At 68.2% G+C, this 15065-nt stretch carries 12 protein-coding genes; 2 read left to right on the top strand and 10 right to left on the bottom strand.

The genetic code is table 11. The features are described from left to right. Positions 1 to 229: 229 nt before the first annotated feature. The 3 genes from ppa to JWN21_RS00110 form a co-directional block, all read right to left on the bottom strand. Positions 230 to 778, bottom strand: a complete 549-nt coding sequence (gene ppa / locus JWN21_RS00120; protein ID WP_299645355.1) for an inorganic diphosphatase — start codon at positions 776 to 778, stop codon at positions 230 to 232. Between the two features lie 14 nt (positions 779 to 792). After that, positions 793 to 2700, bottom strand: a complete 1908-nt coding sequence (locus JWN21_RS00115; RefSeq protein WP_299645354.1) for a peptidase M61 — start codon at positions 2698 to 2700, stop codon at positions 793 to 795. An 89-nt stretch (positions 2701 to 2789) separates the two neighbouring features. Continuing rightward, on the bottom strand, positions 2790 to 4454 hold the full coding sequence (locus tag JWN21_RS00110; protein ID WP_299645353.1) for a DNA methyltransferase: 1665 nt from the start codon (positions 4452 to 4454) through the stop codon (positions 2790 to 2792). Between the two features lie 225 nt (positions 4455 to 4679). On the opposite strand from JWN21_RS00110, the gene JWN21_RS00105 reads away from it, so the two are divergent. Next, on the top strand, positions 4680 to 5369 hold the full coding sequence (locus JWN21_RS00105) for a DUF2490 domain-containing protein (RefSeq protein ID WP_299645352.1): 690 nt from the start codon (positions 4680 to 4682) through the stop codon (positions 5367 to 5369). A 77-nt stretch (positions 5370 to 5446) separates the two neighbouring features. Here the strand turns inward: JWN21_RS00105 and JWN21_RS00100 are convergent, their stop codons facing one another. The 5 genes from JWN21_RS00100 to hisG form a co-directional block, all read right to left on the bottom strand. Further along, the gene (locus JWN21_RS00100) at positions 5447 to 7612 is read right to left on the bottom strand and encodes a sodium-translocating pyrophosphatase (RefSeq protein ID WP_299645351.1); all 2166 of its coding nucleotides are present in this window, start codon (positions 7610 to 7612) and stop codon (positions 5447 to 5449) included. Between the two features lie 57 nt (positions 7613 to 7669). Then, positions 7670 to 8593, bottom strand: coding sequence for a thiamine-phosphate kinase (thiL, locus tag JWN21_RS00095; protein ID WP_299645350.1), 924 nt, complete (start codon positions 8591 to 8593; stop codon positions 7670 to 7672). A 16-nt stretch (positions 8594 to 8609) separates the two neighbouring features. Further along, on the bottom strand, positions 8610 to 9065 hold the full coding sequence (gene nusB, locus JWN21_RS00090) for a transcription antitermination factor NusB (RefSeq protein WP_299645349.1): 456 nt from the start codon (positions 9063 to 9065) through the stop codon (positions 8610 to 8612). Positions 9066 to 9164: 99 nt separating this feature from the next. Continuing rightward, a complete protein-coding gene (gene hisD, locus JWN21_RS00085; RefSeq protein WP_299645348.1) occupies positions 9165 to 10460 on the bottom strand; it encodes a histidinol dehydrogenase in 1296 nt (431 codons plus the stop codon). Next, positions 10460 to 11110, bottom strand: a complete 651-nt coding sequence (gene hisG / locus JWN21_RS00080; protein ID WP_299645347.1) for an ATP phosphoribosyltransferase — start codon at positions 11108 to 11110, stop codon at positions 10460 to 10462. The genes hisD and hisG overlap by 1 nt, the downstream gene beginning before the upstream one ends. 61 nt (positions 11111 to 11171) lie before the next feature. On the opposite strand from hisG, the gene JWN21_RS00075 reads away from it, so the two are divergent. Then, on the top strand, positions 11172 to 12260 hold the full coding sequence (locus tag JWN21_RS00075; RefSeq protein ID WP_299645346.1) for a DUF2332 domain-containing protein: 1089 nt from the start codon (positions 11172 to 11174) through the stop codon (positions 12258 to 12260). Here the strand turns inward: JWN21_RS00075 and JWN21_RS00070 are convergent. Together JWN21_RS00070 and serA are read right to left on the bottom strand one after the other, a co-directional pair. Then, complete coding sequence (locus JWN21_RS00070) at positions 12257 to 13357, bottom strand: ATP phosphoribosyltransferase regulatory subunit (protein WP_299645345.1); 1101 nt, start codon at positions 13355 to 13357, stop codon at positions 12257 to 12259. The two genes, JWN21_RS00075 and JWN21_RS00070, sit on opposite strands and share 4 nt — an antisense overlap. A gap of 22 nt (positions 13358 to 13379) precedes the next feature. Next, the gene (serA, locus tag JWN21_RS00065; RefSeq protein ID WP_299645344.1) at positions 13380 to 14957 is read right to left on the bottom strand and encodes a phosphoglycerate dehydrogenase; all 1578 of its coding nucleotides are present in this window, start codon (positions 14955 to 14957) and stop codon (positions 13380 to 13382) included. Positions 14958 to 15065: the final 108 nt, after the last annotated feature.

The following is a 15065-nucleotide window of genomic DNA, read 5'->3' as shown; positions in this document are numbered from 1 at the left end:
GCCACAAGGTGCAGTTGCGGCAGAAATGCCAAGTGTCCGCCCCGGACTTCCGCTTACGATATGCCATGCCGCCCCGCCTCTCGCTAAGTTGGGGACACCCTAGCTCGCGAAGACAGCGGAGCAGAGTACAAGAAGCTCCGCTTTGGACGTGATGATGTCACGTCCAAAGCGTCACGGTCCGCTGCGACGGGTCACATCAGGTGACGGAGCCACGCCATGGCCAAGGCACTCAGACCTCAGGTTCCTTCGGATTGGCCTTGTAGCGCTCGATCGCTTCCATGGTGATCCGCCGCGCCTCGTCTGCGCCACCCCAGGTGCCGACGCGGACCCACTTCTTCTTTTCCAGATCCTTGTAGTGCGTGAAGAAATGCTCGATCTGTTCGAACACGATCTCGGGCATGTCGCCGCGCTCGTTGACGTTGGAATAATATGGGAAGGTGCTGTCGACCGGCACGCAAACCAGCTTCTCGTCGCCGCCCGCCTCGTCCTCCAGATTGAGCACCGCGATGGGCCGCGCGCGCACCACGCACCCCGGGATGAACGGTGAGCGCGCGATCACCAGCGCGTCCAGCGGATCGCCGTCGGGGCTCAGGGTGTGCGGCACGAAGCCGTAATTTGCCGGGTAGCGCATCGGTGTGTGCAGAATGCGGTCGACGAACAGCGCTCCGCTCGCCTTGTCGAACTCGTATTTCACCGGCTCGCCGCCGGTCGGCACCTCGATGATGACGTTGAGGTCGTCGGGCGGGTTCTTGCCCGTCGGGATCAGGTCTATGCGCATGGTGTTCCTTCAGATCATTTCGGCGCGAGCAGGCGGTCGAGGCCGCCTTCACCCGTGCCGACCTTCTGTAGCCGGGGATAACGCGGACCGTCATAGTACGGGATTAACACGCTGCGCACCTGCTGGCCGTTGCGGATCGTCAGCGCAATCGGCGTCGTCGTGCCCCTGGCGGCGATGATCGCGGCCTTCAGCCGGTCGCCGGTGAAGGCCTCGCCATTGACGGCGAGCACCGTCGTGCCGGTCTTGAACCCCGCCTTGAACGCCGGCGAGTTCCAGATCACCGCCGTCGCGACGCCGTCCTTGTCGGCCACGAAGCCCAGCGAATAGCTGACGTCAGTGCCGCGCGGGCGCTCGGTCAGGCTCCAGTATTTTGTCGGCTCGGGCGTGTAGATCAGCTTGTAGCCGTTCATCGCGAAGCCGTTGACCGGCGCGGGCTTGCCCGTCTCGGTCAGCCGCTGTCGGAGGAACCCCGCCCAGTCGAACGGCACGATGCCGTTGAGCGTGCTCGCGACATCCTCAAAATTATAGGTCAGCTGCCCCCAGTCGCCGTCGCGCATGCCGAAGAAGGCACGCGCGAAATCGTCGATCGACTTGGTCCCGCCTGACTTCTGGCGGAGCATCGCGTCGACCTCCATCCATACCATCAGACCTTCGTTGTAATAATCCTCGGATCGTTGCCAGCTCGCCCACCCCTTGGGCCGACGCGCGGAGATGACGGGATCGTTGGTGGTGTCGGCGAGGTCGCGCCATTGCCGCGCGGGCGCGGTGTCGAAACCGGCGGCGATGCTCGCATAGGCGTCGAGCGTATCCTGCTTGGATACGATGCCCGACCGCGCCTGGAGCACATAGCCCCAGAACTGCGTCTGTCCCTCATAGACCCACAACAGCGAGTTGCGCATCGGCGTGCGGTAATCGGGCGTGAACGCATCCGCGCCGCGGCGGAACTTGCCGTCCCAGCTATGCGCATATTCGTGCGGCAGCAGGTTGCGGCGCGCGGTCGAGTTCTCCCAATCGATCCAGTATCCCGGGCTGACCCCGTTCTCGGACGAGCGGTGATGCTCCAGCCCGATGCCGCCGAGCTGATCGGTGATCGACAGCAGGAAGGTGTAGCGGTCGTAATGCTGCGCGCCGAAGGTCTTCACCGCCTGATCGACCAGCCGCTTGTGCGTGTCGATCTGCGCCGGCGTGGCGTTCAGCTCGCGCGGATTGTCGGCGTACATCGCCAGATCGACGCGGGGGCTGAGTGCGATGTTGCGATGGTAGCGTCCCGCCAGGATCGGCGAGTCGACCAGCGTCTCGTAGTTGACCTTGTCGTAGGTGTAGGTCGCGCCGGTCGCGCGCGCTGGGACCGCGCCCGACGCGGTCCAGCCGGTCGGGTACTTGACCGTCATCTGTACGGGGATCTGCCGGGTGTAATAGCCGGCTGGGTACAGGCTGACGCGCTCGGGCTGCAGCGAGATCATTGTCGGCGTCATCACGATCCGGCCCTGATCGGGGCGCGTCGCGGAAATGAACTGGAACTCGACGTCCAGCTGCCGCGCGCCGTTGGGCACGTCGATATGGAAGGCGTAAACGTCCACCGGATCGCGCGTCCACGGCAGTACACGGCCACCGGCGCGGATCACCAGGCCCGCCAGCTTCTCGATCTCGCCGCGCGGCGCGTGATTGCCGGGCAGCCATTTCGGATACAACAGCGTCGTCCGGCCGGCGGTCGCAACCGGGATCACCTGCTTGACACGAAAGATACCACGCTCGGTGTCGGTCGCGTCCACGTCGAGCTGCATCGTGCCGGGATAGGGCACGTCGCGCGCCGCCGGGATCGGATCGACATAGGGCACCGGCTGCGGTGCGGAGTTGCCGGCGGGCACCTGCGCCAGCGCGGGCGTGGAGAGGAGAAGCGCAAACAGGCCGTAGCGATGCATGGAGGAGCTTTCGGCTGGGGAAGACGTGTGCCGCTTAAAGCCGCAAGGCGCACTTTCGTCCAGCCTCTTCTGGTTGCGTCGTCAAAGAGTTAGAGCAGTCTTCCCTGCGGCTTCTCCTCGCGGCCCGCCCGCCGGAACGCGGCATGCGCGTCGACCAGCGGGATCTCGGGACGCTTGCCCTGAAACAGCTCGGCCAGGGTGATGATCTGCAGGCGCGGATAGGTGCGCCCCGTCGCTTCGGCCTTGAACCGCCCGACGGCGGCGGCTTCGCGCTCCATGACGCTGGTCGGCATGGCGGCGGTGATGAACACGCCGATCGGCGCCTTGTCGCGCTCCATCGCGGAATGCAGGTCGCGGATCATCTGCACGCCCACGTTCGCGCCGCCCTTGACCGAGACGATCGCCTTTTCGGTCCGCTTGCCGTCGGGCTTGAAGTAGATGATGCCGTCGACGCCGCCGTCGGCACCCTTCTTCCTGCCGCCGAACGGCATCGCGTCGACCATCGACACCGCCCACCACTGGAACTGGTATTTGTCGCGCGCGGCGAGATCGAGCGCGGAGGCCAGGTCCTTGGGCGTGCCCTCCACGGTAAAGCCGATGCCCGGAAATGCGTCCTTCAACCGCTTCTCGATCAGGCTGATCGCGAGGTGCGTCACATCGATGCCGATCCAGTTGCGCCCGAGCTTCTGCGCCGCATGCACCGCCGTGCCGCAGCCGCAGAACGGGTCGAGCACCGTGCCGTCCGCAGAAGATGATGCGGCGATGATCCGTTCGAGCAAGGCGAGCGGTTTCTGGGTAGGATAGCCCAACCGCTCGGCGTGTCGTTGCGACAGGGGCGGGATGTCGTCGATGATATCCTGCACGGCTTGCCCAGGCATTTTGTCCAAGTACCGACGGACGTGCGGCCAGCCGCCGCCGTCGCCGGTCATCGCGATCATGCCCTCGGCGAGGAACAGGTCGAGCCAGCCGTGCGGCGTCAAGTCTCGTTCTCCGAACGCCTCCTTCGCTACCGATGGAACTCCCCAATGCCGGCCATGGGCGGTCGGGTTGAACCCGTTCCAAGGCCGGCCGCTCTCGCCGTTGCGCGTCCCGCTCGCCGTCAGATCACTGAGCCGAAACCGGCGGCCCTGCTCATCGACATGCCGGTAATAGGAGCGCGTGTAGCTCTCGTCATACGCAGTATAGGTGCGGTTCCAGGTGAAATCCTGTGAGCGCGAGTAAAACAGGATGACGTCGTGAATGGGACCCCAACGCCGCGCGCTATTGTGGCTGCTGGTCCGCTTCCAGATGATCTCGCTGCGGAACCGCTCCGGCCCGAATACGCTGTCGAGTAGCAGCTTGAGGTAGTGGCTCGCGGTGGGATCGCAGTGCAGGTACAGGCTGCCCGTCGGCTTGAGGACGCGGTGCAATTCAAGCAGGCGCACCGCCATCATGGCGAGATACGCCATCATGTCGTTCTCGCCCAGGAACGCGCGCATCGCGTTCAGCAGGTCGAATGCCTTGGTATTGCCCGACCGCGCGACCTGATCGAAGGCGTCCTCGGCCACGTCGTTCCAGTGCCAGCTATCCTCGAACGCCTCGATCTGCGCGTCCGCCTGTGCGCCCGCGGGCGAACGGAAGAGGATGTTGTACGTCGCGTTCGAATTGAACGGCGGGTCCAGATAGACGAGGTCGACGCTGGCGTCGTCCACCTGCGCGCGGAGCACCGCGAGGTTGTCGCCGTAATGGAGCCGGTTGCCGGGATGGTTCTGCATCGGCAGCTTGAATCAGGACTGCGCGGCAGAGTCGTCGCGCGGTCGGTCCGCGCCGGTTGATACAATGAATCATCAAGTTGGCCGCGCGCCGCTAAGCGACTCTCCGGACTCGCAATCTCGTTCCTCCGTTTCGGATCGATCTCAGTCGTCCGTTCCGTGAGCCCAGATGTCGCAGGGTTGACGCTTCCGGCATGACAGGGCGTGGCCAGGCGGATAGGAGGCGACATGCCGCGCCGTATCTCCCTCGCCCTCACCCTGCTGTTCGCCGCGACACCGGCCATCGCGCAACAGCAGGACGAGCAGATTTGGCTGCAGGTCAACACGGTCGTGCCGCTGGCCGAGCGATGGCGGGTGACGCTCGAACAGGTCGGGCGGGTGAGCGATCGTCAGGGCGGGCTATACCAGACGGAGTTCGGCGGGATCGTCGGGTGGCGCGTGGCCGATGGGGTCGAACTCGGCTTCGGCTATCGCAGGGTCGGGTTCCACAACGCAGATACGGGCGCGAACGAGCACCGGCTTCGCCAGCAGGTGGTGGCGACGTTTGGCGCGGTGACGACGCGGCTGCGGATCGACCAACGGTTTCATCCCGGCGGTGGCGAGATCGGCTTCAGGGTGCGTCCGCTGGTGCGCTACAATCACCGGGTCGGCAGCAAGGGCGTAGCGGTGTTCGCCAGTCACGAGAGCTTCTGGCTACCCAACAGCACCCGCTGGGGACAGCGTGGCGGCTATGAGCGGATGCGCAACATCGCCGGCGTCGCGCTGCCGCTCGGAAAGCAGGTCGCCGCGGAGGTCGGCTATCTCAACCAGTACCGGTTCGGCCGCGACGGCGGTCGCGCACAGATGGACCATGCGCTGACGCTGCAACTGACGATCAATGTCGGCGGCGGTTCGGCGGGGCCGCGCGCGGACGACTGAGCCAGCAACGAAAAGCCCCGCGCGGCTGTGCCGGCGGGGCTCTCGATCTCAGCAATGATCCAAGGGGATCACGGCGATCAGTTCGCCGCCAGCGCGGCGAGCAGCAGCAGCGCCACGATGTTGGTGATCTTGATCATCGGGTTGACCGCCGGGCCGGCGGTGTCCTTGTACGGATCGCCCACCGTGTCGCCGGTGATCGCCGCCTTGTGGGCCTCCGATCCCTTGCCGCCGTGATTGCCGTCCTCGATATACTTCTTGGCATTGTCCCAGGCGCCGCCACCCGAGGTCATCGAGATGGCGACGAACAGCCCGGACACGATCACGCCCAGCAGCATCGCGCCCAGCGCCGCGAAGCCCTGACCCTGGCCAGCAACGGCGGTGATGATGAAATACACCGCGATCGGGCTGACGACCGGCAGCAGCGAAGGCACGATCATCTCGCGGATCGCCGCCTTGGTGACGATGTCGACGGTGCGGGCGTAGTTGGGACGACTGGTGCCGGCCATGATGCCCGGATTGTCGCGGAACTGCGCGCGGACGTCCTCGACCACATGCCCCGCGGCGCGGCCCACGGCAGTCATGCCGAACGCGCCGAACAGATAGGGGAGCAGCGCGCCGAGCAGCAGCCCGACGATGATGTACGGGTTGGAGAGCGTGAAATCGACGGTGACGTCCGGGAAGAACTCCTTGAGATCGGCCGTGTAGGCGCCGAACAGCACCAGTGCGGCGAGCGCGGCGGAGCCGATCGCATAGCCCTTGGTCACGGCCTTGGTGGTGTTGCCGACCGCGTCGAGCGCGTCGGTGCGGTGGCGCACCTCGTCGGGCAGCCCCGCCATCTCGGCGATGCCGCCGGCATTGTCCGTCACCGGACCATAGGCGTCGAGCGCCACCACCATGCCGGCCAGCGCCAGCAACGAGGTCGCGGCGAACGCAACGCCGATGATGCCCGCGAGCTGGAAGGTCGCGATCACCGCCACCACGATCACCAGCGTCGGCAGCGCGGTCGATTCCAGGCTGATCGCCAGCCCCTGGATGACGTTGGTGCCGTGTCCGGTCTCCGAAGCCTTGGCGATCGACTTGACGGGCCGGTAGTTGGTGCCGGTGTAGTACTCGGTGATCCAAACCAACAGACCGGTGACGGCGAGCCCGATCATCATGCACCAGAACAGGCTCCAGCCGGTGAAGCTGAGCTGATCGCCGCTTTCCGCCGCCGTCTCCAGCAACAGGGGACTGGTCGCCGCGTCGATCTGCGTCGAGGCGCTGATCACCGCGTTCATGTCGCCCAGCGTCAGCTGCGTCGCGAGGTAGATCGCCGGCACGGCCAGGCCCGCCGTCACCCAGAACCCCTTGTACAGCGCGCCCATGATCGACTGGCCGCGGCCGAGACGCACGAAATAGGTGCCGATGATCGACGTGATGATGCACACCCCGCCGACGATCAGCGGCAGCGTCATCAGCTCCAGCAGATTGGCGGCGTCGGGCAGCAGCAGCGCGATCGAGACCATCGTCAGCCCGAGCGTCACGACATAGGTCTCGAACAGATCGGCGGCCATGCCCGCGCAGTCGCCGACATTGTCACCGACGTTGTCGGCGATGACGGCGGGGTTGCGGGGGTCGTCTTCCGGGATGCCAGCCTCGACCTTGCCGACCAGATCGGCGCCGACATCGGCTGCCTTGGTGAAGATGCCGCCGCCGAGCCGCGCGAAAATCGAGATAAGCGACGCACCAAATGCCAGCGCGGTCAGCGCCTCGATGATGTGACGGCGATCGGCTTGCACGGACAGGTCCATGCCGCCTGGCCCGATCAGATAGGCGAAGATGGTTGCAATGGAGAGCAGACCCAGGCCCGCGACCAGCATGCCGGTGATCGCGCCCGAGCGGAACGCGGTGGTGAGGCCACCCTGCAGCGACGTACGCGCCGCTTCGGCGGTGCGCACGTTGGCGCGCACGGAGATGAACATGCCGACATAGCCAGCCACGCCCGACAGCACGGCGCCGATCAGGAAGCCGACCGTAGAGAGCGTCCCCAGCGTCGCCGCCAGGATCACCGCGACGACCGCGCCGACCATGGCGATGGCGGTGTATTGGCGGCCCAGATAGGCTTTCGCGCCCTCCTGAATGGCGGCGGCGATGTCCTGCATCTTCGCGTCGCCCGCCGGCTGGCGCAGCACCTGGCTGGACGTGAACGCGCCGTAAAGAACGGCGATCACGCCGCAGAGCATGGCAAGGTAGACGGGTGTCATTTCAGGCAATCCCCTATTGAAACCGCCGGCTGTGCCGGTCGGGTAAGTGGGGCGAGCCTATAGGGACGCAGGCGACGCTGGCAAGCTGTTCACGTCCCCGCAATGTTCGTAGCCGAGCCGATCAGGCAGCGGCAGGGATGCGCCTGCGCTGGTCAGGGTCAGTCCCGCGCCCGACGCCAACGTTCCGACACGGGTGGCGGGTGCCGGCGGCGTTGCGTCGTCCGGAAGGGCGAACAGCAGCTCGTAATCGTCACCCGCAGTCGCGGCGACCAGCGGGTCGGGATCGAATGAACGCAGGGCAGCGGACAGCGGCACCGCGGCGAGGTCGATCGTGACGGCGAGCCCACTGGCAGCCGCCATCCGCGCGGCGTCGATCAGCAGGCCGTCCGACACGTCGCTCATCGCGTGCACGATCGGGGCGAGCACACGACCTTCGGCGAGGCGTGGCTGCGGGCGGCGATAGGCTTGCAGCAGCTCGTCCGGCCCCGCTTCACCGCGCGCGATCCGCAGTCCCGCGCCTGCATCGCCGATGGTGCCGGTGACCCATAGCACGTCGCCCGCTCGCGCGCCGCCGCGCGCCGGCGCCGCCGCATCCCCGCCGAGCGCGGTCACGGTAAGCACGCGCGGCGCGCCCGCCGGCAGCGACACCGTATCGCCGCCGATCAGCGGGCAGGCGAACGCGGCGAGCGCCTCTCCAAAGCCGATCAGAAAAGCCGCGTCCCAATCGGGCGTGGAGAGCGGATAGTTGAGCAGCACGCCTTCCGGCACCGCGCCCTTGGCCGCGAGGTCCGACAGGTTCACCGCCAGCAGTTTCCATGCGACATCGCCCGGCGGATCGTCGGCGAGGAAGTGCACGCCCTCGACCAACGTGTCGGTGGTAAGAACGAACGCTCCCACCACCGCCGAGTCATCCAGCAGACCGCGCGCGCCGGGGTGCAGCGGCAGCTGGCGCAAAGCCTGAAGGAACGCGGTTTCGTTCATTCGCGCGGTTCCGGAATCAGACGCGCACCTCCTTGGCGATCGCGTCGAGCAGTCCATTCACAAACCCGGTTTCGCGCCGCTCATAAAAGGCGTGGGCGACGTCGACATACTCGCTGATCACCGCGCCCGTCGGCACGTCGGCGCGCGCGAGCAGTTCATAGGTGCCGCAGCGCAGGATCGCCTTCATCGGCTTGTCGAGCCGGGCCAGCGTCCACCCGGAGGCAAGCTTGCCGGCGATCGCCGCGTCGATCTCGTCGGCGCGCGCAAGCACGCCCCGGACCACGTCATCGAAGAAATCGACTTCGGCCTGCGCGTACTCCGCCCCTTCGATCGTCGCGCCCAGCCGGTGCTGGTGGAACTCGTTCAGCAGCCGGACGACCGGCGTCGCCTCCATCTCGTGCTGATAGAGCGCCTGAACGGCGGCGAGCCGCGCGGCGGCGCGGGCAGGGGTGCGGGCTTGGGTACGGGACATGGGCGGCGGCATGTAGGGCGGGCAGGGCGGTTCGTCACCCTGTAACCCTCTCCCGCAAGCGGGAGAGGGACAGCCGCCGCAGGCTGCACGGTGAGGGCTTTACCGGTTTAACCGCAGCCGCAACGCCACCGAACGCGCATGCGCAGGGAGGCCCTCCGCTTCCGCCAGTCGCACGGTCGCCGGGCCGAGTTCGCGCAGCGCATCCTCGTCGAGCTGGAGGAAGCTGGTCCGCTTCATGAAGTCGAGGACGCCCAGCCCGCTGGCGAAGCGCGCGCGGCGCCCGGTCGGCAGGACGTGGTTGGGCCCGGCGACATAATCGCCGATCGCCTCGGGCGTGTGGCGGCCCAGGAACACGCTGCCCGCGTGGCGGACCTGGTCGAACAATCCTTCCGGATCGTCGACCGCGAGCTGGAGGTGCTCGGGCGCGAGCCGGTCGGACAGCGGCATCGCATCGGCGAGCCGCTCCACCACGACGATCGCGCCGTTCGCGTCCCACGCGGCGCGTGCGACCGCCGCCGTCGCCAGATCGCCCAGCTGACGCTCGACCGCATCCGCCACCTTGAGCGCGAACGCCTCGTCGTCGGTGAACAGGATCGACTGCGTGACAGTGTCGTGCTCGGCCTGCGCGAGCAGGTCGGCGGCGATCCAGTCGGGATCATTCCTGCCGTCGGCGACCACGACGATCTCGCTCGGGCCTGCGACCATGTCGATGCCGACCACGCCGTAGAGCTGGCGCTTCGCCTCCGCGACCCAGGCGTTGCCAGGCCCGGTCACCACGTCGACAGGCGCGATCGGTCCGGCCCCGTACGCCAGCGCCGCCACCGCCTGCGCGCCGCCGACACGCCAGACCTCGTCGACGCCGGCGAGGTGCGCGGCGGCGAGGACGAGCGGGGATACCTGGCCGTCGGGCGTCGGCGTCACCATCGCCAGCCGCCCCACACCCGCGACGCGCGCTGGAATCGCGTTCATCAGCACCGACGAGGGATAGGCCGCGCGGCCGCCCGGAACGTAGATTCCTGCCGCATCCACCGCCCGCCACCGCGCGCCCAGCCGCACGCCCGCGGTATCGGTAGTGTCGCTGTCGGCCGGGCGTTGCCGTTCGTGATAGGTGCGGATGCGGGCCGCCGCGAATTCCAGCGCCTCCCGCAACTCCGGCTCAAGCGCGCGAAAGGCGTCGGCACAGTCGCCCGGATCGATCCGCCAACCGCTCTGAGCGAGGTCGTGGCGGTCGAACTGGCGCGTATACGCCTCGACCGCCGCCTGCCCGCCGTCGCGCACGGCGCGGATGATCGCGGCGACGTCGCGGCTGACATCGGCGGAGGACTCGCGGCGCTGCGCGACGAGCGCGTCGAAGCTGGCTACGAAACCCGGGTCGCGGGTGGAAAGGTGCTGCATCAGGCGGCGACCGCCGACCTGAACGCCTCGACCAGCGGCACCACGCCCGCTCGCGTCTTCATCGCTGCGCGGTTGACCACCAGCCTTGAGGTCACGTCCATGATCCGCTCGACCTCGACGAGCCCGTTTTCCTTGAGCGTGCGGCCGGAGCTGACCAGATCGACGATGCGCGGCGCCAGCCCCAGCAACGGGGCGAGCTCCATCGCGCCGTTCAGCTTGACGCACTCCGCCTGCACCCCGCGCGCGGCGAAATGCGCTTGCGTGACGTGCGGGTATTTGGTGGCGACGCGGACATGGCTCCAGCCGCGCGGGTCGTCCGTCTCCGCCATCGCGGCCGGCTCGGCGACCGCCAGGCGGCAATGGCCGATACCCAGATCGACCGGCGCGTACAGCTCGGAATAGGCGAATTCCGCGAGCACGTCCGAGCCGACGATCCCCAGCTGCGCCGCCCCGTGCGCAACGAAGGTCGCGACATCGAACGCGCGGACGCGGATCAGCTCGATGTCCGGATCGTCGGTGGCGAAGCGCAGCGCGCGGCTGTTCTCGTCGAAGAACGCAGGCTCCGGCCGGATGCCGGCGCGGGCGAGCAGCGGCTGCGCTTCCGCCAGGATGCGGCCCTTGGGGACGGCGATGATGAGGGGTGGGGCCACGGTCGGCGGGCTTTACGCGGGGGGTGAGGGAGGCGCAACAGACGGGGCGAAGGGGAGCAACATGGGTGACGAGACGGCGAACCGGGGGGCGTTCGCTATCCAGGAGCATTACTGCCGGACGATGGACGCGCCCATCTACGCCGCGATCTGCGCGGCCGTCGCGGCGGACCTGACGCGGGCGACGACCGTGGGTGCGCGGCTGCTCGACTGGCCGGGCGAGCCGACGCGCGACGCCTTGCCGCTGCGGTTCATCGGCGGGCTGCACGCGCTGGTGCTCGCGGGTGCCGACGATGAACTCGCGCGGGTGTTTGCGGGCGAGGCCGACGACATCTCGCCGGTGCTCGAACGCGTACTGGCCGAGCATGAGGCGGCGCTGCTGCCATGGCTGGACGGCCCGCCGCAGACCAACGAGCCGGGGCGATCGGCGGCGCTGATGTGCGGGCTGATGGAGGTCGCACGCCGGCACGGCCCGCGCATCGAGGTGCTGGAGATCGGCTCCAGCGCGGGGCTGAACCTGCTGATCGGGCGCTACGGCTTCGATCTGGGCGGCACCCATGTCGGCCCGGCGGACGCACGGATCGTGCTGCGCCCCGACTGGACCGGCCCCGCGCCGGAGCCTGTGGCGCTGGAGCTGGTCGCCGCGCGCGGTTGCGACATCGCGCCGATGGACGCGGCCCATCCGGCGGTGGCGACGCGGCTGGCCGCCTATGTCTGGGCGGAGAAGCCCGAGCGTATGGCCCGGCTCGCCACCGCCTGCGACATGGTGCGCGAGCAGCGCGTCAGGGTCGATCGTGCCGACGCCGCGGACTGGCTGGAGGCGCGGCTGGCCAAGCCGCAGGATGCGGGGGTGACGCGGGTGCTGATGCATTCGGTGGTTTGGCAATATCTGCCTGCCGACAGCGCGGCACGGGTACGCGCGGCGATGGACGCGGCGGGCGCGCGCGCGACGGCGGAGCGTCCGCTCGGCTGGGTGATGATGGAGCCCAATCGGGCGACCGCGCATCGGGTCATGCGGGTGATGAGCTGGCCCGGCCATGCCGAGCCGGTGATCCTGGGCACGTCGCACGCGCACGCCGCCTGGATCAACTATGGCGCGTCCGACGCGGGCGAGGGCATCGCGCTGCCCACCTCCGGCCATGTCTGGACCTAGAGCGGCGTCGCCTCGCCATCGCGCCACAGGTGCGTGCACAGCTGCCCCTCGGGCGTGTCGCCGGCCGCCAGCGCCGCGACCGTGACCCAGCCTTGCGCGCGCATGTCGGCGCCGGCCTGCATCGGCGTGCCGAGCGGCAGAAACAAGCGGCGGCGCGGCGGCGCCGGTGCGGTGGCGACCAGCGCGTCGGCGAACAGCGAAAAGCCGGTCGCGACCTCTTCCTGCCCGCTCTCATGCAGCAGCGTGTAGGTGCCGCCGCGCCCGACCTCCGCGCCCACGCCGTCGACGAACAGCGAGAAGCCGAGCCACGACTGGTATTCGAACCCGTGTCGCTCGGTCGGATCCAGCGTCACGCGGGCACGGCCGTCAAGGGTGCGGGCAAGCTGCGCCAGGCCATCGAGCCGCGTTGCCAGGACGCCGCCTGCGTCGATCGCTCGGAGCCGCTTCAGCGCGCCCGCGAACGGCCCCGCCGCCTCGATCAGCGGCAGATACGCCGGCGCGATCGCCGCGACGCCGCCGGCGTCCTTCGCGTCGAGCCGGTCGCGCAGCGCCTCGACCTGCCCGGCGGCCACCGGCAGCGGCCCGGCCGCGAGCAGGTCGACCAGGTCGGGCAGCGTCAGATCGATCGACAGTCCCGTGGCACCGGCCGCGTGCAGTGCCTCGGCCGCGATCCCCAGCACTTCGCCGGCGGCCGCGACCGTGTCGAGACCGATCAGCTCGCACCCGATCTGCCGTCGCTCGCGGGCGGGCGCCAGATCGGAGGCGCGCAGCCGTAACACCGATCCCGCATAGGACAGGCGCACCGGCCGGGGATGGTGCCCCATCCGCGTCGCCGCGATCCGCGCGACCTGCGCGGTCAGGTCCGGCCGGATCGCCAGGGTGCGCTGCGATAGGGGATCCACGAAGCGCACCGCATCGCGCAGGCCACCGGCCTTGAGTCGCGATCCGAGCGCATCGGCGAACTCGGCCAGCGGCGGATCGGCGCGTTCGTAGCCATGCGCGTGCGCGACCGACAGGATACGCGCCTCGACGGCGGCGGCAATGTCGGCATGGGGTGGTAACCGATCCGCGAAACCGGAGGGGAGGAGGGGGGTCATGCGCCCCACTCTCCCGTCCCGATCAGAACCGCAAGCCCATCGCCGTCCGCACCCCTGGCAGCGCCTTGACCGCCGCCAGCAGCTCCGCCGTTACCGACTCGTCGACCGACAGCAGCAGCACCGCCTCGCCGCCCGCCGCGCGCCTGCCGAGGTGGAAGGTGCCGATGTTGACTCCCGCCTCGCCCAGCAGGGTGCCCAGCCGGCCGATGAAGCCGGGCGCGTCCTCGTTGACGACGTACAGCATCGGGCCGACGAGATCGGCCTCGACCGGGATACCGAACAGCTCGACCAGCCGCGGGTTCGCCGCACCGACCAGCGTGCCCGCGACCGAGCGGTCACCGCTAGCGGTCTTGACCGTGACGCGCAGCAGCGTGTGATAGTCGCCCTCGCGCTCCGTCCTGATCTCGCGCACCTCCAGTCCGCGTTCGCGCGCGATCACGGGCGCGTTGACCATGTTGACCGTCGCGGTCTGCGTACCCAGGAAGCCGGCGAGCACGGCGGACGTGATCGGTTTGCCGTTGAGCTGCGCCGCAGCGCCCTCCGTCTCGACCGAGATGCCGCCGATCGCGCCCGTCGCGAGCTGCCCCACCAGCGAGCCGAGTTTCTCGGCGAGTGCCATGTACGGCTTCAGCTTGGGCGCTTCCTCCGCCGACAGCGACGGCATGTTGAGCGCGTTGGTGACGCCGCCCGACATCAGGAAATCCGCCATCTGCTCGGCGACCTGGATCGCGACGTTGACCTGCGCCTCCGTTGTCGACGCCCCCAGATGGGGGGTCGAGACGAAGTTGGGCGTACCGAACAGCGGCGAGGCCTTGGCCGGCTCTTCGACGAACACGTCGAGTGCCGCGCCGCCGATGTGGCCGGAATCTAGCCCCGCCTTGAGCGCCGCCTCGTCGATCAGCCCGCCGCGCGCGCAGTTGATGATCCGCACGCCCTGCTTCGTTTTGGCGAGATTCTCCGCCGACAGGATATTGCGCGTCTGATCGGTGAGCGGCGTGTGCAGCGTGATGAAGTCGGCGCGCGCGAGCAGCGCTTCCAGATCGACCTTTTCCACCCCGATCTCGATCGCGCGTTCGGGCGTCAGGAAGGGATCGAACGCGATCACCTTCATTTTCAGCCCGCGCGCACGGTCGGCGACGATCGAGCCGATATTGCCCGCGCCGATCAGCCCCAGCGTCTTGGCGGTCAGCTCGACCCCCATGAAGCGGTTCTTCTCCCACTTGCCCGCCTGCGTCGACGCATCCGCCTCTGGCAACTGGCGCGCAAGTGCGAACATCAGCGCGATCGCGTGCTCGGCGGTAGTGATCGAATTGCCGAACGGCGTGTTCATCACCACCACGCCGCGTGCCGATGCGGCGGGGATGTCCACGTTGTCGACCCCGATTCCCGCGCGACCCACGACCTTCAGATTGGTGGCGGCATCGAGGATCGCGGCGGTCACCTTGGTCGACGAGCGGATCGCAAGGCCGTCATAGCCGCCGATCATCGCCTTCAGTTCTTCCGGTGTCTTGCCGGTGATCTCGTCCACCTCGACCCCGCGTTCGCGGAAGATCTGCGCGGCCTTGGGATCCATTTGGTCGGAAATGAGGACTTTGGGCATGGAAGTGATCCTAGAAATCATGCTGAATTTGTTTCAGCATCCACGCGCGACGGCTTGCGACGGGCATGGTGGTTGATGTCGCACGTGGACCCTGACACGATTTCAGGG

Source organism: Sphingomonas bacterium, assembly GCF_028292945.1.
Taxonomy (GTDB): Bacteria; Pseudomonadota; Alphaproteobacteria; order Sphingomonadales; family Sphingomonadaceae; genus Sphingomonas.
The sequence above is the reverse complement of the archived record's forward strand: the minus strand, read 5'-3'. Positions and strand labels throughout refer to the sequence as shown.

Coding starts and splice junctions, on each gene's coding strand:
- hisD (WP_299645348.1), bottom strand. CDS start 10,460: ATGCAGCACCTTTCCACCCGCGACCCGGGTTTCGTAGCCAGCTTCGAC.
- serA (WP_299645344.1), bottom strand. CDS start 14,957: ATGCCCAAAGTCCTCATTTCCGACCAAATGGATCCCAAGGCCGCGCAG.
- JWN21_RS00100 (WP_299645351.1), bottom strand. CDS start 7,612: ATGACACCCGTCTACCTTGCCATGCTCTGCGGCGTGATCGCCGTTCTT.
- JWN21_RS00070 (WP_299645345.1), bottom strand. CDS start 13,357: ATGACCCCCCTCCTCCCCTCCGGTTTCGCGGATCGGTTACCACCCCAT.
- JWN21_RS00110 (WP_299645353.1), bottom strand. CDS start 4,454: ATGCAGAACCATCCCGGCAACCGGCTCCATTACGGCGACAACCTCGCG.
- thiL (WP_299645350.1), bottom strand. CDS start 8,593: ATGAACGAAACCGCGTTCCTTCAGGCTTTGCGCCAGCTGCCGCTGCAC.
- ppa (WP_299645355.1), bottom strand. CDS start 778: ATGCGCATAGACCTGATCCCGACGGGCAAGAACCCGCCCGACGACCTC.
- JWN21_RS00115 (WP_299645354.1), bottom strand. CDS start 2,700: ATGCATCGCTACGGCCTGTTTGCGCTTCTCCTCTCCACGCCCGCGCTG.
- nusB (WP_299645349.1), bottom strand. CDS start 9,065: ATGTCCCGTACCCAAGCCCGCACCCCTGCCCGCGCCGCCGCGCGGCTC.
- JWN21_RS00105 (WP_299645352.1), top strand. CDS start 4,680: ATGCCGCGCCGTATCTCCCTCGCCCTCACCCTGCTGTTCGCCGCGACA.
- JWN21_RS00075 (WP_299645346.1), top strand. CDS start 11,172: ATGGGTGACGAGACGGCGAACCGGGGGGCGTTCGCTATCCAGGAGCAT.